Raw genomic sequence first — 20,487 nt, 5'->3', positions numbered from 1 at the left:
TAAGTCATTTTGGGTATATATCAAATAAGGAGTTGATTCATATGAGAAAAAACATGGGTGTTAAATCGTTTTTCGTGCCACTTCCTGTCATGGTTGTAGGAACATACAATGAGGACGGCTCTGCGAATGCTATGAACGCGGCGTATGGCACTTTGGGTGACTTTACTAAGGTCTCTTTATATATTGGCAAGGGCAAGAGAACTATAATCAACGCTGTGCGTGAGAAGGCGTTTACTGTGTCGTTTGCTGATGAGGCTCACATGGTTGATGCGGACTATATCGGCATGGTAAGTGGCAACAAGGTGCAAGACAAGCTAGCGAAGACTTCTTTTGAAACTACTAAGTCTGAGTTTGTGAACGCGCCTGTCATCACTAATCTACCTATGACTATTGAGTGCGAGCTTATTAAGTATGATGAGAGAAGCGAGAACCTTATCGGTGAGATCAAGAACATCTCTGTAGGTGAGGAGTATATCAATGCGGATGGCAGTATCGACACTGAGAAGATGAAGCTTATCTTCTACAATGCATGTGAAAATTCTTACAATTTGCTTGGTGCTAAGCTTGCGAAGGCTTATGATGTTGGCAGTAAACTTATGTAATGGGAGGGCAATATGATTCTTATTGGATACAAAAAATGCACTACTTGCAAGGGTATTGAGAAGATGCTTGATGAGAAGGGCATCAAGTACTCTTACAGGGAGATTGACAAGGATGTTCCTACTGTGAAGGAGCTTAAGGCGTGGCACAAGGCGTCGGGTCTTGACATTAAGCGTTTCTTCAACACTTCGGGTCTTGTTTATAGGGACATGAACCTTAAGGACAAGCTGTCTGATATGAGTGATGACGAAAAATACAAGCTTTTATCTTCTAATGGCATGCTTGTGAAGAGACCTATGCTTCTTAAGGACGATGGTTCTTTTGTAGCTGTTGGTCCTGATGTGAAAAAATACTTAGCATAAGACAATAAAAAGCGGACTGAGATGAACTTAGTCCGCTTTTCGTATGCTTATTTAATTATTTCTAGATCGATTTTTGCCTTTAAGACGCGCAAAACGTGTTCGTCTATGTCTTTTCCTTTGATCTCGCCACTTGCCACAGCCATTTTTATGGCTTTGATGTCATTAAGAAAGTCTGTGGAGCAAAGTATATCGGCGCCTGCTTTAAGTGCAAGCACTGCAGCGTTCTTCTTGCCTACGAATTTTTTAATGCCTTGCATTGCTAGGTCATCTGTGATGATGACGCCTTTAAAGCCGAGCTGATCTCTTAGTATCTTATGAACAGCTGGGGATATGGATGCGGGCGCACTCTTATCCATGGCTTCTACTATGTTGTGTGAGACGAGCACCATGCTAGCTTTGGCTTCTATGCCTGCCTTGAATGGCACAAGGTCTTCTTTTTCGAATTTTTCGAGTGGTCTCTTGTCATGAACAAGCTCTGTGTGCGTATCTTTGTTGTTGCCATAGCCTGGGAAGTGCTTCAAAACGCTGCCTACGCGTGCTTCGTTCATCACCTCTACAACGCTCTTTACATAGTCTGCGGTTTCAGCTGGGCTCTTGGCAAAGCTTCTCTTGTATATAAAGTCATTTTTATTCATACTAATATCTGCGACTGGCGCAAAATTTAGATTGATGCCAACGCTTTTTAGTAGCTCTGACTTTTCTTTCGCATCTTTTTTGATCCTCCCCATACCGCCATGCTTATATAGATACTGCGGTGAGGCAAATGGAGCCTTTCTAAAATTTTTGTTCGTGCTCACGCGATTAACTGTGCCGCCTTCTTCGTCAACAGCTATAAACATAGCGATTTTCGAAGCGTTTTGGCACTCTTGTATATTTTTTACTACGCTGTCTTTGGTTTTGCCTTTAAAGTCTCTTCCGAATAAGATATAGCCGCCTAAATTATATTTTTTTGCAAGTGTCGCGGCGTCCTTTTCGGGGCAGCGCGCGATAAAGAGCTGACCAATCTTTTCATCGAGACTCATCTTTTCAAGTAGTAATTGCTCTTTTGTCTTCTCTGAGAGTTTTTTCACTTCTACAGGTTTTGCCTCTTCATTCACTTTCGCCTTGTCTATGGTCTTTGCTTCCTTATCAACGTTTGCAGCATCTTTCATCTTGCATGCCATAAGGACAGCCACAGCCATAATAAAGGTCATAAATATTAAAATTTTCTTTTTCATTTTACATTCCTTACTAGTATCGCCTTGATATTCACGCCTTGTGAGCGCCACTTTGTCTCGTACTCACTGATGAAGTCGTCTTTGAACTCATCTACATTCAAGTCATCTGTCTTAAATATTATCTCGAAGCCTTCGCTCTCGAAGTACTTAAGTGATGCTTCGTATAGACCCATATCGTCGGTCTTGAGTCTTATAGTGCCGCCACTTTTAAGTATCTTCTTATACATCTTTAACTGATCAGGGTATGTGAGCCTTCTTTTGTGCTGTCTGTTCTTAGGCCATGGGTTAGGGAAGTTGATGTAAATTTCTTCTACCTCGCTCTCGGCAAAGTACTCGTCTATGTTTCTAATGTCTGCAAGCACTAGCCTTACGTTAGAAGCATCTTCTTCTTCGAGCATGCGCTTTGCATATACAAGGCAGCCTTCCTCCATGTCGATGCCGACGAAGTTCTTGCGTTTGAATGTATTCTTAAGGTAGTTTATGAAGCTACCCATACCTGAGCCAAGCTCTAGGTAGATGGGACCCGCATTGTTAAAGTCTTCGTTCCACTTGCCCTTATTCTCCATAGGTCTATATCTAAAGATGGGGCTCTCTTTAAGTTCAGGAAGCGCCCACCACTTCTTTCTCATTCTCATTTTATCACCAAGACAAGTTTAGCATATGATGGTCAAAATTGCAAGTTTGTGATATAATTATCTCATAAAGGAGGTAGTCATATGTTAGCTCTTATAAGTGGTGCTTCGCGTGGCATAGGCAGGGCCATGGCCATTGAATTTGCGAAGAAAGGCTACGACGTTCTTATTAATTTTAACGAGCATATAGATGAAGCGGCGATCACATTAGACGAGGTGAATAAGTACTCAAAGGGTTTTATCTATGGTGCAGATGTTTCTAATTATGAAGATGTTTGCCAAATGAAAGAAGAAATTTTTAAAAGATATAAAAAGGTGGACGTCCTTGTGAATAATGCAGGGGTAGCACTAACAAAGCTTGTGCAAGATACGAGCGAAGAGGAGTACGATAAGGTTTTTGATACTAACATGAAGGGCTGCTTCAACATGACTAAGGCCTTCGTTAAACACATGATTCACGAGGGCAGTGGCAGTATCATTAACGTTACTAGCATGTGGGGCGAGACAGGTGCTGCGATGGAGACTGTATATAGCGCATCTAAAGGAGCTGTCATAGCCTTTACTAAGGCAGTTGCAAAAGAGGTGGCACCATCGGGTGTGAGAGTCAACGCCATAAGTTTAGGCTGCATAGCAACGGATATGATGAAGGCGTATTCAGAGGCTGAACTAGATATGCTTCGTGATGAAACGCCTCTTGAGGCCATAGGCTCAGCAGAGGACGCAGCGAAAGCGGCAGTCTTCTTGGCATCGGATGACGCAAAGTTCATCACAGGCGAAGTCCTTCGTGTCAATGGCGGCTTCTATATATAAGTAAAATATCTATTATGAGCAAAAAAAGAAGATAGGGACTATAAAGTCTCTATCTTTTTTGATATGCTAGGAATCATTTGTTTCTTTCTTGAAAGCAGTCCATCGACTGTAAACTCATTATCCACAAGCTCTTTATCGAAGGCTTGTGCGATATTTTCTTTGTACGAGCCTTGCACTAAAACTAGTGAGTACTCCTTAAGTATGTCAGTTATCATCAGTACGAAGCTGTCTTCTTGATTCTTGTCTATGGTCTCTCTCATTAGAGTAAGTAAGTCGTCCTTTCTCTTTTTCACTTCATCCATATCCATGGTCATGACTTGAGCAACGCGTATCTTTTGCTTTGCAATCTTAAATGTCTTCACGTCCATCTTTAAGAGGTCTTCACTTGCAACATCCTTGATACTTGCCGCTTCTGTAAACATCTCTATGGCGTAGCGATCAGGGTCTACTCCGGCTATAGGTGCAAGCAGCTCTATCATCTTCGCGTCTGTCTTAGTGCTTGTTGGTGACTTAAGTAGAAGCGTATCTGAGATGATGGCTGAGATCAAAAGCCCAGCTATGTCCTTAGGGATGGCAACGCCATTTTCAATAAACATCTTTGTAATGATGGTAGCCGTCGAGCCTAGTGGTTCGTTCCTAAAGTATAGTGGAAGTTTTGTCTCAACATTTGCGACTCTATGGTGGTCAATGATTTCAAGTATCTCTGCTTCTTCTATGTCGTCGACTGACTGTGTTCTTTCGTTGTGATCGACTAAGATGATGTTCTTTTTCTTGTCGCTTAGTAAGTGGTAGCGGCTAACTGTGTTTATGACATTGCCTTCATTATCAAGGACAGGGAAGCAGCGGAATCTGTTCTTGTTCATCTCAGCCTTAACATCTGAAACGAAGTCTTGTATGTGGAAGGTCTTGATGCCTTCCTTTGTCATCGCGTAGGAAACAGGCACGCTTAGAGGTAGAACTCTTGATGCCATAAAGGAGTCGTACTCAGTAGAGACGATGCTTATGCCTTTTTCCTTTGCAAGACACAAAATTTTCTCACTTACATCGAAGCCACCAGCGACTATTAGGCAAGAGACGTTTCTTTTGATTGCGTCCTCTTGTGCGTCCTCTCTGTCACCAAGTATCACGACATCGTCTTCTTCGATTCTGTTTTCAATCATCTTTGGGTCCATAGCGTAGATCGCCATGCGGCCAAGTGGCTTTCTATATCCGTCGTTTATGACAGTAGCTTTAAGCACGTCTACAACATTTTTAAATGGAGTATCGGCCTTACTAAGCACTCTATCGTCAAAGATGTCTGTGTATACCTCTGTGATGTCTTTAAGGCCTATGATGCCCTTCATCTTTTTCTTCTTGCCAACGACTACAAGCACGTAGGCGTTTTTCTCACGCAAAAGACCAATCGCTTCATATAGTGAGGCATCTTCATCTATAAGCACAGCCTTATCAAGATCAACATCCTTTAGCTTAAGCTTCATAGTTGTTAGTAGCTTTGGCTCTTCTACACCAAAATATTTTAAAACGAATTTTGTCTCTTTACTAAGCTCGCCTAGTCTAACAGGCCTTGCATCATACTTGTCAAGACTATTGACAAGGTAGGCGTATGATATCGCACTCGCAATGGAGTCCGTGTCGGGCACCTTGTGACCTGATACATATACTTTTTTATTCATTAAATCACCTTCCATATTTATATTCATATACTATAACACATTTAAAAGAAAAAATAAAGGATTTGATGAATTAATTAAAAAATACTTGAAAAATCATTTCGCTTGTAGTAAAATTTAATGATATACATAAAGAAAAGAGGTCACGTTTTTGAAGTCTTATGAGATAAATATGACGGAGGGTAAACTGCTTCCGAAGTTAATAAAATTTGCTATACCACTTATGCTATCGTCTACTTTGCAGCTCTTCTTTAACGCAGCTGACGTTATAGTTGTTGGACGCTATGCAGGGGACGAAGCACTTGCTGCGGTAGGAGCGACTGGCCCACTTATTAACCTTATAATCAATCTCTTCATCGGTATATCGATAGGAGCAAGCGTATTGATGGGTCAGGCTATAGGCAGAGGATCTTATGACGATGGACAAGAAACACTACATACGGCGATGCTCTCTGGGTTACTCGGTGGCTTTATCATGATATTGGTAGGCTACTTCTCGGCAAGACCTATGCTCGAACTTATACAGACACCAGATGAGGTTATAGATCTTGCGACATTATATATGCGCATCTACTTCATGGGTATGCCAGGCTTTATGCTATACAACTTCGGCGCATCCATACTAAGAGCGGCAGGTGACACTAAAAGGCCGCTATACTACTTAGCCATCTCAGGCGTGATGAACATAGCACTGAACCTATACTTCGTTTTAGTATTAAAGATGACGGTAGATGGTGTTGCTCTTGCAACTATCATATCCGAGGCTTTCTCAGCCATGCTTATAGTTTTGTGTTTAATGAAGAGCGACGGCTACCTAAATCTAAAGCTAAACAAATTAAAGATAAACTGGACAAAGTTTGCAGATATGCTTAGGATAGGTCTGCCATCAGGCTTTACAGGAGCGATGTTTAGTATATCAAACGTGCTTATACAGTCCTCAATCAACTCCTTTGGTAAGCTTGTAGTTGCAGCGAACACTGCAGCAGGTAACATCGAAGGCTTCGTCTTTATGGCGATGGATGCCATATACCAAGCTGCTCTTGCCTTCGCTTCGCAAAATATGGGAGCCAGAAAGCTTGACAGAGTTGATGAGATACTTAAGAAGACCATAGTCATGGTGTCAGCCGTTGGACTTGTCTTAGGTGTTGGCTCCTTCCTTGCAGGAAATTTTCTTCTTGGACTATATACACAGAACCCAGAAGTTGTTAAGATTGCCATGCTAAGGCTGGGAGTTATATCGACAACCTACCTTATCTGCGGCATCATGGACGTCTACTCAGGGGTCATTCGTGCTATGGGCTACTCACTAACACCTATGATCATAGCCATCGTTTGCATATGCGGCTTCAGAGTATTTTGGATACTAAGTATATTCCAAAAGTATCATGAGCAATGGGTTTTATACATTTCGTATCCATTGTCCTGGTTATTGACAACTATAGTCTACATCTTCACATATATGGTAGTGAGAAAAAAGGTTGCAGAACGATTTGCAATCGAAGAATTGAAAGAATTAGAAAATATTTAAAAAGTCCTTGACAAAGATTTGATTACTATATATAATATGAAGTGAACTTAATAAGTCTCATAAAGAGTGACGGAGGGACTAGGCCCTGTGAAGTCCGGCAACCTGCGAGCAAGGTGCCAAATCCTACAGCAAAGCTGAAAGATGAGAAGAACGAACCTTCAGCTATGAAGGTTTTTTTATTGTTTTATAGGAGGAAGATTATGTATAAAAAACTATTTACATCTGAGTCTGTTACAGAAGGTCATCCTGACAAGGTCTGCGACCAAATATCAGATGCATTACTAGATGCGATACTAGAGAAAGACCCAGAAGCAAGATGCGCAATCGAAACTACTGCATCAACTGGCTACGTTTTAGTATCAGGACAGATAACAACAAACTGCTATGTTGACATGCAAGCTGTTGTTAGAAGAGTTATAGCTGACATAGGTTATACAAGAGGAAAGTTTGGCTTCGATGCAGAGAACTGTGCAGTCCTTGTATCAATCGAAGAGCAATCTAAGGACATAGCTCTAGGCGTTGACAAGGCGCTTGAGACTAAGGAGCATTCAAAGGATAAGTACGACCTAATAGGTGCAGGCGACCAAGGTATGATGTTTGGTTATGCATGCAACGAAACTAAGGAGTATATGCCACTTGCCATCTACCTAGCACATAAATTATCAAGAAGACTAGCAGAAGTTCGTAAGGACGGTACACTAAGCTATCTAAGACCAGACGGCAAGACACAAGTAACTGTTGAGTACGACAATGGTAAGCCAAAGAGAGTTCACACTATAGTTGTTTCAACACAACACAAGGAAGGCGTTAGTCTTGAGAAGATTAAAAAGGACATCATAGAGAATGTTATAAAGCCAGTTGTTGATCCAAAGCTAATGGACGACGAGACTATCATCTACGTGAACCCAACAGGCCGCTTCGTTATAGGTGGACCAAAGGGCGACACAGGACTTACAGGTAGAAAGATTATCGTTGACACATATGGCGGCTACTGCAGACACGGCGGAGGAGCCTTCTCAGGTAAGGACGCAACAAAGGTAGATAGATCTGCATCATACGCAGTAAGACACGTTGCTAAGAACCTAGTTGCAGCAGGACTATGCGATAGATGCGAAATACAAGTAAGCTACGCGATAGGTGTTGCAAAGCCAATATCAGTTAACGTTGATACATTCGGTACAGCGAAGCTTGATGAGGCAAAGATACTAGAGATTGTTGAAAAAGTCTTCGACCTACGTCCAGCCTTCATCATCGACTACTACGATTTAAGAAGACCAATCTTCCACAAGATTAGTAACTACGGACACTTCGGCCGTGATGATATAGAGCTTCCTTGGGAAAGACTTGAAAAAGTTGATGAGATTAAGGCACTTTTAAAAGAATACAAATAAAAAAGATAGTATAAAAAGATAGAACTATGAGCACTGCGCCCATAGTTCTTTTTTTTATGCAAGTAAAGAGCTAATATATAGTAAGCGTCTCACTATATAAGGAGGCTCCTACTATATAGCTTAGCTGCTACTATATAGGGAGCCTCCTACTATATAGCTCGCCTCTAATTATATAAGTAGCCTCCTACTATATAGCTCGCAAACCATACTTAGCAAAAAATTTAAAGGCGCTAAGCACTTTATGGCAAATAAAAAAGCAGCCTTTAGGGCTGCCGTGCTTAGTGTGTCTCGTGAAACTTTATTAACTTTAATCTATCTTCAAGTTTACTTATAAGGCTGTCAATCTTGTAGTTGTCCGCGATTGAAAGTGTGCACTCTATCTCGGAGATCTCATCTATCGCATCATCTAAAATGTTTAGAGAAGAAATCTCTATGCCTTCTTCCTCGCAAATTTTTTCAAAGTCACTCTTTTGAAAGTTCTTGCCAGCAAAGCTCATGTAGTAGCTAGCTAAGTATCTTTTATTCAGGAACTCATCCATACCCTTTAGACTGATAAGAGTAATTAGACAGATGATAGTTGCGAAGATGGCACCCTTGTAGTAGCCTATACCAACAGCAAGACCATTAGCAGCGCAAAGCCATAGTGTTGCAGCAGTAGTTAGGCCCTTAACAACATCCTTCTTTTGAAGTATAGTGCCTGCGCCTAAAAAACCTATGCCACTTATGACTTGACCAGCAAATCTTGTAGCATCCCAAGAATTATTTCCGTAGAAAGCTTTGTAGCCATCGATAGATATAAGCATGATAAGGCAAGAAGCAACAGAGACTATGATGTGCGTCCTAAGACCTGCCGCTCTATGTTTCTTCTCACGTTCTACTCCAATTAATGAACCCAATAGAGCTGCAAGAAGAAGTCTTGTTAAAATTTGTAATGTGTTCATTAGTTCACCACCTTTTGCTTATTATAGCATATCTATATGTCAATAGTAAATATTTCGCAGCGCGAATTAAAAAATATTTTTAAAAATCGAAAAAAATGCTTGACATTAGACTTGACATATTATATAATTATAAATTGCATAATTAGGATTTAAAATGGGTTTTTATTCTCAAAATCTTAATTTAGGGTACGACATATAGTAGGTTATTTTTATAAGGGGTGAATATTTGGATGCTACATCCTGTTGAAAACGGAAAAAGAACTAGAATGAGTTATTCTAGAATAAAAGAAGCTTGCGAGATGCCAAATTTTATTGAGGTACAAACTGCATCGTTTGACTGGTTCTTAAAAGATGGTTTAAAGGAAGCTTTTGATGACATATCACCTATTGATGACAATGGTGGTAGCTTAGTATTGGAGTTTGTAAACTATACTATAGGAAAGGAACTAAAGTATACTGAAGAAGAGTCCAGAATAAAGGACACAAACTACAGTGCTCCTCTTAGAGCAAGGGTAAGACTTATAAACAAAGACACTGGAGAGGTTAAAGAGCAAGAAGTATTTATGGGAGATATACCTATCATGACTGATAAGGGTACTTTCATAATCAATGGTGGAGAGAGAGTTGTTGTTTCACAAGTCGTTCGTTCGCCAGGCTGCTACTACAAGAAGGAAATCAATAAGAACGGTGAGCTTGATTACAGCGCAACTATCATACCAAACCGTGGTGCTTGGCTTGAATTTGAAACAGACGCTACTGGTGCATTGTATGTAAAGATTGATAAGAACAGAAAAGTTATCATTACATCACTTCTTAGAGCTTTAGGCATAGTTTCTGATCTTGACATAGTTGAAACATTTGGAGAGACTAATGACTTATTAACTACTCTTGAAAAGGATACTGCAAAGACTCAAGACGAGGCTTTGATTGAGATCTACAAGAGACTTAGACCAGGCGAGCCAGAGGCTGTTGACAGTGCAAAATCACTACTTAATAATCTATTCTTCGACCCTAAGAGATACGACCTAGCTAAAGTCGGAAGATATAAGTTCAACAAGAAGTTGTCTATAGCAAGAAGGATAGAACATCACACTCTTGCCATGGACGCAGTTAACCCTATCACAGGTGAAATAATTTATGAAAAGGGAACTCTTCTTGATAGAAAGATGGCGCAAAAGATTGAAGACAACTTTGTCAATACCATAGATATAGTACTTGACAACGGTGAAGAAATCAGAGTTGTTGGTAACAACTTTGTTAAGCCTGAAGCTTTTGATACTAAGGTAAACTTTGAAGAGCTTGGACTTAAGGATAAGATCTATGCACCACTAATGCACGAGCTTATGGAAGAAGCTAAGGACGACGAAGAACTTACAAATTTAATCATAGAAAATATAAAGGAAATATATCCAAAGAGAATTGAAATTGACGACATAATAAGTGCTATTAACTATCAATTCAACTTGATGCGTGGCGTTGGTCAATTTGACAACATCGACCACCTAGGTAACAGACGTGTAAGAAGCGTTGGTGAACTTTTACAAAACCAATTCAGAATCGGTCTTTCAAGGATGGAGAGAGTTATTCGTGAAAGAATGACTACTCAAGATCCAGAAGCTGCAACTCCACAAAGTCTTATCAACATAAGACCAGTTGTTGCATCTTTGAAGGAATTCTTCGGTTCATCACAGCTTTCACAATTCATGGACCAAACTAACCCACTAAGCGAGCTTACTCACAAGAGAAGAATGTCTGCTTTAGGACCTGGCGGTCTTTCAAGAGATAGAGCAGGCTTTGAAGTAAGAGACATTCACAATTCGCAATACGCTAGAATGTGCCCAATTGAGACACCAGAAGGACCAAACATCGGTCTTATCACATCCTTAGCATCATTTGCAAGAATCAATGAATATGGTTTCATTGAGGCTCCTTATAGAAAGGTAGAAAAGGGTACAGGCAGAGTTACTGATGAGATTGAATACATCAGCGCAGATGTTGAAGACGAGTGCATCATAGCACAAGCAAATGAGCCGATAGACGAGAAAGGCTACTTCAAAAACGACATCATAGTTGCAAGAAGTAAGGCTGTAAACGATACTTTGATGGACATGTTCAAAAAAGAAGAAATTGATTACATGGACGTTTCACCTAGACAGATAGTTTCAGTTGGTACAGCGATGATACCATTCTTGGAAAACGACGACGCGAACCGTGCACTAATGGGTTCAAACATGCAAAGACAAGCAGTTCCACTACTTATGACAGAGGCACCTATCGTTGCAACTGGTATTGAGTACAAGGCTGCTAAGGATTCTGGCGTATGTGTTGTTGCAAAGAACGACGGCGTTGTTAAGAAGGTTGATGCAAAGAGCATCGTTATTGAAAATAAAGACAAGAACATTGATTCATATAAATTAATCAAATTTACAAGCTCTAACCAAGGCACTACTATTAACCAAAGACCTATAGTAAAGGCAGGCGAAAAGGTTAAGAAGGGCGATGTTATTGCAGACGGACCAAGCACTAACCTTGGTGAAATGTCACTAGGCAAGAACATCTTAGTAGCGTTTATGACTTGGGAAGGCTACAACTACGAAGACGCGATACTAATCAACGAAAGACTTGTTTATGAAGATGTACTAACATCTATACACATAGAAGAATACGAATCAGAGTCAAGAGATACTAAGCTTGGACCTGAAGAAATCACTAGAGACATACCAAACACTAGTGAAGAGCTACTAAAGAACCTTGACAAGGACGGCATCATAAGAATCGGTGCTGAGGTTAAGGCAGGCGACATCTTAGTTGGCAAGGTAACTCCTAAGGGAGAAAAGGACCTACCTGCTGAAGAGAGACTATTAAGAGCTATATTCGGAGAAAAGTCAAGAGAAGTAAGAGATACATCTCTTAAGGTACCTCATGGCGAGGCTGGTATCGTTGTAGATGTTAAAGAGTTTACAAGAGAGAATGCAGACGAGCTATCACCTGGCGTAAACAGGATGGTCAGAGTCTACATTGCTACAAAGAGAAAGATATCTGTAGGGGACAAGATGTGCGGTCGTCACGGTAACAAGGGCGTTATTTCAAGGATACTTCCTGAAGAAGACATGCCATACTTACCAGATGGTACTCCACTACAAATCCTACTAAACCCAATGGGTGTACCTTCTCGTATGAATCTTGGACAAGTACTAGAAGTGCACTTAGGTATGGCAGCTAAGAAGCTTGGTATGTATGTTTCAACACCAGTATTTGACGGTGCAAACGAAAACGATATACTTGAAGCACTTGATAAGGCAGGCTACCCTAAGAGCGGCAAGATTTACTTAAGAGACGGTAGAACAGGTAAGTTATTCGACAATCCAGTTACAGTTGGATACATGTATATGCTTAAGCTTCACCACTTAGTAGACGAAAAGATTCACGCAAGAAGCATCGGTCCTTACTCACTAGTTACACAACAACCACTTGGTGGTAAGGCACAATTCGGTGGACAAAGATTCGGAGAGATGGAAGTTTGGGCACTTGAAGGTTATGGTGCAAGCCACGTACTTCAAGAGATTTTAACTGTTAAGTCCGACGATATCAATGGCCGTGTTAAGACATACGAAGCAATCGTTAAAGGAAAGAACATTCCTGAACCAGGTATACCTGAATCATTCAAGGTATTAGTAAAGGAACTTCAAAGTTTACTTCTTGACGTTAAGGTTCTTGACCAAGATGACAATGAGATGGAACTTGATGACGAAGATGATTTCATGAACGAAAGAGAAATCATTGCCGGCGACTTCAAGAGCATGGACACTGATTACAAAGATGACGAAGACTTTGTTAACTTCTTTGATGAAGAATCATCTAAGGGCATAAACGACGAAGAAGATGCTAACGAAGATGTAGAAGGCGATGAAGACTTTGATGATGACATTGACGAAGATATAGATGAAAACTTAGACGATATAGAAGAGGAAGATTTGGACATGGACGACGATCTAGACATAGGTAGCGACATCGACGAGATTGATGAAGACCTAGACTTAGATGACGAAAGTTCTTTGTAGAGAGACAAGGAGGAAGGTAATTTGTTCGAATTAAATAAGTTTAACAGTATTCAAATAGGCCTTGCATCAAGCCAAGACATTAGAGCATGGTCTAAGGGAGAAGTTAAAAAACCAGAAACAATAAATTACAGAACATTAAAGCCAGAAGCAGAAGGCTTGTTCTGTGAAAAGATATTTGGACCTGTAAAAGACTGGACTTGTCACTGCGGTAAATACAACAAGATTAGATACAAAGGCATGATATGCGATAAGTGCGGAGTAGAGATTACAAGAGCAAAGGTAAGACGCGAGAGGATGGGACACATCGAGCTTGCAAGTCCATGTACACATATATGGTACCTTAAAGGAACACCTTCAAGGATAGCCATAGTACTTGATGTTTCACCAAAAGAGCTAGAGCACGTTGTATATTTTGCATCATATATAGTTATGGACCCAGGCAATACTGGCCTAAGATACAAACAAATCTTAAATGAACAAGAATATTCAGAAGCTGTAAAAGAATTTGGCTACGGCTCATTCGATGCAAGGATGGGTGCAGAAGCTATACTTGAGCTTTTGAAAGCGATAGACCTAGATAAAGAAGCACAAGAATTAAACGAAGAACTAGAAGGCGCATCCACACAAAAGAAGATAAAAGTTTTAAGAAAGCTTGAAACTATCGAATCATTCAGACAATCAGGCAACAGACCTGAGTGGATGGTTATCGAAGCACTTCCAGTTATACCACCAGACTTAAGACCTATGGTTCAACTAGATGGCGGTAGATTTGCGACAAGCGACTTAAACGATTTATATAGAAGAGTTATCAACAGAAACAACAGACTTAGAAGACTTCTTGAACTATCAGCACCAGAAATCATTACAAGAAACGAAAAGAGAATGCTTCAAGAAGCTGTTGACGCGCTAATTGATAACGGCAGACGCGGAAGAGCAGTAACAGGTCCTGGCAACAGACCACTTAAGTCTCTATCCGACATGATAAAGGGTAAGCAAGGTAGATTTAGACAAAACTTACTAGGTAAGAGAGTTGACTACTCAGGTAGATCTGTAATTGTTGTAGGACCAAAGCTTAAGTTCTACCAATGCGGTCTTCCTAAGATGATGGCGCTAGAACTATTCAAGCCATTTGTTATGAGAAGACTTGTTGAAACAGGCAAGGCTCACAACATTAAGAGCGCTAAGAGGATGGTTGAGAGAGCGAAATCAGATATCTGGGACGTACTTGAATATGTAATCAAGGATCATCCAGTACTACTAAACAGAGCACCGACTCTACACAGACTTGGTATCCAAGCTTTTGAACCAGTCTTAGTAGAAGGTAAGGCTATCAAGCTTCATCCACTAGTATGTTCAGCATATAACGCGGACTTCGACGGTGACCAAATGGCTGTCCATTTGCCACTATCCATAGAAGCACAAGCTGAAGCAAGACTACTAATGCTTTCAATAAACAACATCTTAGCACCAAAGGATGGTAAACCAATTTCAATACCATCACAAGACATGGTACTAGGCTGTTACTATATGACACTTGACATCGAAGGAAGCAAGGGCTCAGGCCACATCTTCCAAGATTATGATGAAATGATAAAAGCTTATGAGCTTGGATTAATCGACTTACATGCAAAAGTTAAAGTTAGAGTAAAACTTGACGAGGAAGACAGAGGTAAACTTGTAGAATCAACTGTTGGTAGATTCATACTTAACAAGAAGATACCTCAAGACCTTGGCTTTGTAGATAGAGAGACTGATCCATACTCACTTGAAATCGATAGAGTTGTTTCAAAGAAGACACTTGGAACTATACTTGACAAGTGCTATCAAAAGCACGGTAACATTGTTACAAGCAAGCTTTTAGACCACATAAAATCAACTGGTTACAAACACTCAACGCTTTCTGCAGTTTCCATCTCTATGGCGGACGTTGTTGTTCCTAAGGAAAAGACTGAGCTTATAGAAAAGGCGCAAAAAGAAGTTGAAAAGTATGAAAAAGTATACAGAGAAGGTTTCATGACTGAAGAAGAAAGATATGAAGGCGTTATCAATATTTGGAACGGCATCACAGATGAAGTTACAGAAGCTTTAATGAAGTCACTAGACCCACTTAACAATATCTTCATCATGGCGGACTCAGGAGCCAGAGGTAGTAAGAACCAAATTCGTCAATTAGGCGGTATGCGTGGTCTGATGGCATCATCAACTGGTAAGACAGTAGAAATCCCTATCAAGTCAAACTTTAGAGAGGGACTATCAGTACTAGAGTTCTTCCTATCATCACACGGTTCCAGAAAGGGTCTATCAGACATCGCCTTAAAGACAGCAGACTCTGGTTACCTAACTAGAAGACTAGTAGACGTTTCTCAAGACGTTATAGTAACAGAAGACGACTGCCATACTGATGAAGGACATACAGTTAGAACTATTAGAGATGGCAAGGAAGTTCTTGAAGAACTAGAAGAAAGATTAATTGGCAGATACGCTTTTGAAGATGTAATTAATCCAAAAGATGGCTCTGTTATAGTTAAGAAAGACGAACTAATAGACGAAAAGACAGCTCATTTCATTCAAGAAATCGGCATAGAAGAAGTTAAAGTAAGAAGCGTTCTTACTTGTCAAACAAAGCATGGCGTTTGCGCTAAATGCTACGGAAGAAACCTTGCAACAGGAACTAACGTTAACATTGGTGAGTCAGTAGGTATCATTGCAGCTCAATCTATAGGCGAGCCAGGTACACAGCTTACAATGAGAAACTTCCACTCTGGTGGGGTTGCCAATGCAGACGATATCACACAAGGTCTTCCAAGAGTTGAAGAACTTTTCGAAGCAAGAAAGCCAAAAGGACAAGCACAAATTGCACAAATTTCAGGTATAGTTTCAATCAATGAAGACGATCCACAACAAAGAGTTGTTGTTATAACAGACGACAAAGAAGGCATCGCGGTTGATCACCCTGTAAACTATGCTGCAAGACTTAAAGTTCACGAAGGCGACTACATCGAAAAAGGTAAAGAAATCACAGAAGGTAACGCATCACCTCAAGAAATTATGAAGGTTCTTGGTGTAGAAGGCGTTGAAGACTATATTATAAAAGAAGTACAAAGAGTATATAGAATGACAGGTATCGATATCAATGACAAGCACATTGAAATCATCTGTAAGCAAATGCTTAAGAAGGTAAGGATAGAAGCACAAAACGATTCGTCCTTCCTACCAGGAGCACTAGTTAATATATACGACTTTATACACGAAAACAAAAAGCTTAAAGAAGAAGGCAAGATTCCTGCAGAAGGTAAAAGAATACTACTTGGTATATCTAAGTCATCACTTGCAACAGATTCATTCTTATCAGCAGCTTCATTCCAAGAGACAACAAGAGTATTAACAGAAGCAGCTATCAGAGGTAAGAAGGACGAGCTAGTAGGACTTAAGGAAAACGTTATCATAGGTAAGATCATACCAGCAGGTACAGGTATGCTTAAATATAGAAACATCAAAGTTAAAGAAGACGAAACAGTTTTAAAGAAGCAAATGGAAGAGGAACTTAAGAGAAAGAGAAGAGAGATAGATGACACTGACTTGTTCAAAGACTTTGATGAAGATGAAAAGGAACCTAAGAAGACTAAAGAAGACGAAGAAACTAGTGAAGAAAGAAACGACGTTTCAGATAGAGCAGAGCTAGATAAGATCATTAAAGACCTACTAAGCGAAGAGAAAGAAAAGAAGTCTTCTAAGGACAAATAGTATATTTAACAATTAAATATAAGCGGAGACTGTCAAGATATTTTACTTAAATTTAACTAAAATTATCTTGACTTTTTCCGTAATGCGTGGTACAATTCTTTATGTGTGAAAGTTCACGCTATTAATAGAGCTAAAGGAGGATGCTTAATGGATACCGACACCTTGGGGCCTAGCAGTGTTGTTGGGTTTAAACAGGTAATAAGAGGGCTAAAATCCGATCTATTCAAACAGGTTTTTATCGCTCTTGATGCAGATAAGGACATTAAGTCACTTATCGAAAAGGAAGCAAGTAAAAACTCTGTTGATGTTGTTTATATAAACACAAAAGAAGAGTTAGGAAAGCTCTGTGGTATTGAAATAAACGCAGCTGCCGCTGCTTTATTAAAATAAATTTTTATGTAAGGAGGTGCTTTGATGCCAACGATTAATCAATTGATCAGAAAAGGAAGATCAAAAGTAGTTTACAAATCTAAATCACCAGCTTTAGATACAACTTATAACTCACTTAAGAAGAGACAATCTTTAGTAAATGCTCCACAAAAAAGAGGAGTATGTGTTGCTGTAAAGACAGTTACACCTAAGAAGCCAAACTCTGCCCTAAGAAAAGTTGCTAAAGTTAGACTAGTTAACGGATATGAAGTTTCAGCTTACATTCCAGGAATTGGTCACAACTTACAAGAGCACAGTGTTGTTCTTATAAGAGGTGGAAGAGTAAAAGACCTTCCCGGCGTTCGTTACCACATAATTAGAGGTACACTTGATACTGCCGGAGTTGAAAACAGAAAACAAAGTAGGTCTAAATACGGTTCTAAGAAACCTAAAGAAGAAAAGAAGTAAAGAAATTTTAGTCGTTGAAATGCAAAGCATTAAATAGATGAAGAGCATTTTGGCGCTAGACGGCTTTTAGAGATTTGCCGAGTACCAATGAATCTACTAATATAGTTAAGGAGGGAAGAAAAAGTGCCAAGAAGAGGACACGTGCCTAAACGTGAAGTAATGCCTGACGCAAGATACAATGATGTAGTAGTTACAAAATTAATAAACTCAATCATGCTTGACGGCAAAAAAGGCTTAGCTCAAAGCATAGTTTACGGGGCATTTGATATAGTTGCAGAAAAGACAGGTGAAGACGCTCTTGAACACTTCTACAAGGCTATGAATAACATCATGCCAGTACTAGAAGTTAAGGCAAGACGTATTGGTGGTGCCAACTACCAAGTTCCATTGGAAGTAAGACCTGAAAGAAGACAAACTCTAGCAATAAGATGGCTTGTACAATACTCCAGAGCAAGAGGAGAAAAGACAATGACTGAAAGATTAGCAAAAGAGTTGATGGACGCAGCCAACGGTCAAGGAGCTTCTGTTAAGAAGAGAGAAGAAGTTCATAGAATGGCTGAAGCAAATAAAGCATTTGCACATTATAGATATTAATAATAAGGGGGAAAACTTGTGCCAAGAGAAATTGCACTAAAAGATGTCAGAAACATCGGTATTATGGCGCATATTGACGCAGGTAAAACAACCACTACAGAGAGAATTCTTTATTATACAGGAAAGATTCACAAGATAGGTGAAACTCATGAAGGCGCTGCTACCATGGACTTCATGGTACAAGAGCAAGAAAGAGGTATCACTATCGGTTCAGCAGCAACAACTTGCTATTGGAAGAATCATAGAATCAATATAATAGATACACCGGGCCACGTTGACTTCACAGTAGAAGTTGAACGTTCCCTAAGAGTTCTAGACGGTGCGGTTGCTTTATATGACGCTAAGGGGGGAGTTGAACCTCAAAGCGAGACTGTATGGCGTCAAGCGGATAAATACGGTGTACCTAGACTTGCATTTGTAAATAAAATGGACGTTGTAGGTGCAAACTTTGACAGAACACTAAAGATGATGAGAGAAAGATTAAACGCTCATCCTATAGCTGTTCAATTGCCAATAGGTAAAGAAGATACATTTAAAGGTATCATAGACTTAATCGCAATGAAGGCTGAATTATATGAAGATGATCTAGGAACTATCATTCAAGAATCAGATATTCCAGATGATTTACTTGATACAGCTAAAAAATATAGAGAAGAAATGATCGAAGAAATCGCTGATTTCGACGAAGAAGTTATGGAACTATACCTTGGCGGTGAAGAAGTTCCTAACGATATGATTAAACAAGTATTAAGAAGAGAATGCGTTGCTAACCAAGTAACACCTGTTCTATGCGGTAGTGCATACAAGAACAAGGGCGTTCAATTCCTTCTTGATGCTATAGTAGACTATCTACCATCACCTATCGATATACCACCAGTTACTGGTACAGATAGAGACGGAGAATTAGTTGAAAGAGTATCAGCAGATGATGCTCCACTAGCAGCACTAGCATTCAAGATTGTTACAGACCCATTCGTAGGTAAGCTTGCTTACGCAAGAATCTACTCTGGAGTTCTAAAGAGCGGTTCTTATGTATTCAACTCTACTAAGGGTAAGAGAGAAAGAATCGGACGTATCGTATTAATGCACGCTGACAAGAGAGAAGAAATAGAAGAAGCTTACGCAGGATCAATCGTTGCTATAGTAGGTTTGAAGCTTACAGGTACAGGTGATACACTATGTGCTGAAGACAAGCCTATAGTTCTAGAAAACATGGAATTCCCAGAACCAGTTATCTCTGTAGCGATAGAACCAAAGACAAAGGCTTCTCAAGACAAGATGACTCAAGCTTTACTAAAGCTTGCTGAAGAAGACCCAACATTTAAGACATATACTGATGAAGAAACAGGTCAAACTATCATCGCAGGTATGGGTGAACTTCACCTTGAAATCATCGTAGACAGACTTTTAAGAGAGTTCAAAGTTGAAGCAAACGTTGGTAATCCACAAGTTGCTTACAAAGAATCTATCAAGTCTTCTGCTGAAGGTGAAGGTAAATATGTTAAGCAATCAGGTGGTCGTGGACAATACGGTCACGCTAGAATCAAAATCGAACCTCAACCAGCAGGTAAGGGTTACGAATTTGTTAACGCTATCGTTGGTGGAGCTATTCCAAAAGAATACATTGGACCAGTTGACCAAGGTATACAAGAAGCCCTACAATCAGGTACAATTGCGGGATATCCAGTACTTGACGTAAAGGTTACTCTATACGATGGTTCATACCACGAAGTCGACTCATCAGAAATGGCATTTAAGATTGCCGGATCTATGGCTATAAAGGATGCACTTAAGAAGGCATCACCTACACTTCTTGAACCTATGATGAAGGTTGAAGTTACAACTCCTGAAGAATACATGGGAGATGTAATCGGAGACTTGAACTCAAGAAGAGGTAGAATTGAAGGTATGGAACTTGATAACGGTGCACAACACGTTAGAGCTTTCGTTCCACTTTCAGAAATGTTTGGATATGCAACAAGCCTTAGAAGTAACACTCAAGGTAGAGCTAACTACTCTATGCAATTCGATCACTACGATCCAGTTCCAAGCAGCATATTAGACAAAGTCATTGGAAATAAATAATTTTTATAGGAGGTA

The 20,487-nt window shown here is 39.9% G+C and carries 15 protein-coding genes and 1 riboswitch; of the genes, 11 read left to right on the top strand and 4 right to left on the bottom strand.

Annotated elements, in window-relative coordinates:
• Positions 1-41 precede the first annotated feature (41 nt).
• Positions 42-602, top strand: a complete 561-nt coding sequence (locus tag KO172_RS01315) for a flavin reductase family protein (RefSeq protein ID WP_215491791.1) — start codon at positions 42-44, stop codon at positions 600-602.
• A 12-nt stretch (positions 603-614) separates the two neighbouring features.
• Positions 615-962 (top strand): Spx/MgsR family RNA polymerase-binding regulatory protein, encoded by a 348-nt coding sequence (locus KO172_RS01310; protein WP_215491790.1) that lies wholly within the window; start codon positions 615-617, stop codon positions 960-962.
• 47 nt (positions 963-1,009) lie between these two features.
• On the opposite strand, the gene KO172_RS01305 is transcribed toward KO172_RS01310, so the two are convergent.
• Entirely contained in the window at positions 1,010-2,179 is a 1,170-nt protein-coding gene (locus KO172_RS01305; RefSeq protein WP_215491789.1) for a glycoside hydrolase family 3 N-terminal domain-containing protein, read from the bottom strand.
• On the bottom strand, positions 2,176-2,808 hold the full coding sequence (trmB, locus tag KO172_RS01300; protein ID WP_215491788.1) for a tRNA (guanosine(46)-N7)-methyltransferase TrmB: 633 nt from the start codon (positions 2,806-2,808) through the stop codon (positions 2,176-2,178). Before trmB ends, KO172_RS01305 begins: the two co-directional genes overlap by 4 nt.
• A gap of 87 nt (positions 2,809-2,895) precedes the next feature.
• Here trmB and ymfI point away from each other — a divergent pair, with 87 nt between their 5' ends.
• On the top strand, positions 2,896-3,621 hold the full coding sequence (gene ymfI / locus KO172_RS01295) for an elongation factor P 5-aminopentanone reductase (protein ID WP_215491787.1): 726 nt from the start codon (positions 2,896-2,898) through the stop codon (positions 3,619-3,621).
• Positions 3,622-3,659: 38 nt separating this feature from the next.
• Here the strand turns inward: ymfI and KO172_RS01290 are convergent, their stop codons facing one another.
• On the bottom strand, positions 3,660-5,294 hold the full coding sequence (locus tag KO172_RS01290) for a putative manganese-dependent inorganic diphosphatase (protein ID WP_215491786.1): 1,635 nt from the start codon (positions 5,292-5,294) through the stop codon (positions 3,660-3,662).
• Positions 5,295-5,463: 169 nt separating this feature from the next.
• Between KO172_RS01290 and KO172_RS01285 the strand changes: the two genes are divergently transcribed.
• Together KO172_RS01285 and metK are read left to right on the top strand one after the other, a co-directional pair.
• Positions 5,464-6,819 carry an MATE family efflux transporter gene (locus KO172_RS01285; RefSeq protein WP_215491785.1) on the top strand — a complete coding sequence of 452 codons (1,356 nt, stop codon included), beginning with the start codon at positions 5,464-5,466 and terminating at the stop codon, positions 6,817-6,819.
• Positions 6,820-6,873: 54 nt separating this feature from the next.
• Positions 6,874-6,967: riboswitch (SAM riboswitch) on the top strand.
• Positions 6,968-7,019: 52 nt separating this feature from the next.
• Positions 7,020-8,210, top strand: a complete 1,191-nt coding sequence (gene metK / locus KO172_RS01280) for a methionine adenosyltransferase (protein ID WP_215491784.1) — start codon at positions 7,020-7,022, stop codon at positions 8,208-8,210.
• Between the two features lie 278 nt (positions 8,211-8,488).
• Here metK and KO172_RS01275 read toward each other — a convergent pair whose 3' ends face one another.
• Complete coding sequence (locus tag KO172_RS01275; protein ID WP_215491783.1) at positions 8,489-9,151, bottom strand: MgtC/SapB family protein; 663 nt, start codon at positions 9,149-9,151, stop codon at positions 8,489-8,491.
• A gap of 230 nt (positions 9,152-9,381) precedes the next feature.
• On the opposite strand from KO172_RS01275, the gene rpoB reads away from it, so the two are divergent.
• From rpoB to fusA, 6 genes are all read left to right on the top strand, one after another.
• Positions 9,382-13,212 carry a DNA-directed RNA polymerase subunit beta gene (gene rpoB, locus KO172_RS01270; protein WP_215491782.1) on the top strand — a complete coding sequence of 1,277 codons (3,831 nt, stop codon included), beginning with the start codon at positions 9,382-9,384 and terminating at the stop codon, positions 13,210-13,212.
• A 21-nt stretch (positions 13,213-13,233) separates the two neighbouring features.
• Positions 13,234-16,956 carry a DNA-directed RNA polymerase subunit beta' gene (gene rpoC, locus KO172_RS01265; RefSeq protein WP_215491781.1) on the top strand — a complete coding sequence of 1,241 codons (3,723 nt, stop codon included), beginning with the start codon at positions 13,234-13,236 and terminating at the stop codon, positions 16,954-16,956.
• A 147-nt stretch (positions 16,957-17,103) separates the two neighbouring features.
• Positions 17,104-17,346, top strand: a complete 243-nt coding sequence (locus KO172_RS01260; RefSeq protein WP_215491780.1) for a ribosomal L7Ae/L30e/S12e/Gadd45 family protein — start codon at positions 17,104-17,106, stop codon at positions 17,344-17,346.
• Positions 17,347-17,370: 24 nt separating this feature from the next.
• A complete protein-coding gene (gene rpsL, locus KO172_RS01255) occupies positions 17,371-17,793 on the top strand; it encodes a 30S ribosomal protein S12 (RefSeq protein ID WP_019214110.1) in 423 nt (140 codons plus the stop codon).
• A 123-nt stretch (positions 17,794-17,916) separates the two neighbouring features.
• Positions 17,917-18,387, top strand: coding sequence for a 30S ribosomal protein S7 (rpsG, locus tag KO172_RS01250; protein WP_215491779.1), 471 nt, complete (start codon positions 17,917-17,919; stop codon positions 18,385-18,387).
• An 18-nt stretch (positions 18,388-18,405) separates the two neighbouring features.
• Positions 18,406-20,472: an elongation factor G gene (gene fusA, locus KO172_RS01245; RefSeq protein WP_215491778.1), complete on the top strand. Its 2,067-nt coding sequence runs from the start codon at positions 18,406-18,408 to the stop codon at positions 20,470-20,472.
• The last annotated feature ends 15 nt before the right edge of the window (positions 20,473-20,487 follow it).

Origin of the sequence: Fenollaria sporofastidiosus (assembly GCF_943169635.2) — a bacterium.
Classification (GTDB): domain Bacteria; phylum Bacillota; class Clostridia; order Tissierellales; family Peptoniphilaceae; genus Fenollaria; species Fenollaria sporofastidiosus.
The sequence above is the reverse complement of the archived record's forward strand: the minus strand, read 5'-3'. Positions and strand labels throughout refer to the sequence as shown.

What these genes read in the sequence shown, in the direction of transcription:
- KO172_RS01315 (WP_215491791.1), top strand. Translation starts at nt 42, where the DNA reads ATGAGAAAAAACATGGGTGTTAAATCGTTTTTCGTGCCACTTCCTGTC.
- KO172_RS01310 (WP_215491790.1), top strand. Translation starts at nt 615, where the DNA reads ATGATTCTTATTGGATACAAAAAATGCACTACTTGCAAGGGTATTGAG.
- KO172_RS01305 (WP_215491789.1), bottom strand. Translation starts at nt 2,179, where the DNA reads ATGAAAAAGAAAATTTTAATATTTATGACCTTTATTATGGCTGTGGCT.
- trmB (WP_215491788.1), bottom strand. Translation starts at nt 2,808, where the DNA reads ATGAGAAAGAAGTGGTGGGCGCTTCCTGAACTTAAAGAGAGCCCCATC.
- ymfI (WP_215491787.1), top strand. Translation starts at nt 2,896, where the DNA reads ATGTTAGCTCTTATAAGTGGTGCTTCGCGTGGCATAGGCAGGGCCATG.
- KO172_RS01290 (WP_215491786.1), bottom strand. Translation starts at nt 5,294, where the DNA reads ATGAATAAAAAAGTATATGTATCAGGTCACAAGGTGCCCGACACGGAC.
- KO172_RS01285 (WP_215491785.1), top strand. Translation starts at nt 5,464, where the DNA reads ATGACGGAGGGTAAACTGCTTCCGAAGTTAATAAAATTTGCTATACCA.
- metK (WP_215491784.1), top strand. Translation starts at nt 7,020, where the DNA reads ATGTATAAAAAACTATTTACATCTGAGTCTGTTACAGAAGGTCATCCT.
- KO172_RS01275 (WP_215491783.1), bottom strand. Translation starts at nt 9,151, where the DNA reads ATGAACACATTACAAATTTTAACAAGACTTCTTCTTGCAGCTCTATTG.
- rpoB (WP_215491782.1), top strand. Translation starts at nt 9,382, where the DNA reads ATGCTACATCCTGTTGAAAACGGAAAAAGAACTAGAATGAGTTATTCT.
- KO172_RS01260 (WP_215491780.1), top strand. Translation starts at nt 17,104, where the DNA reads ATGGATACCGACACCTTGGGGCCTAGCAGTGTTGTTGGGTTTAAACAG.
- rpsL (WP_019214110.1), top strand. Translation starts at nt 17,371, where the DNA reads ATGCCAACGATTAATCAATTGATCAGAAAAGGAAGATCAAAAGTAGTT.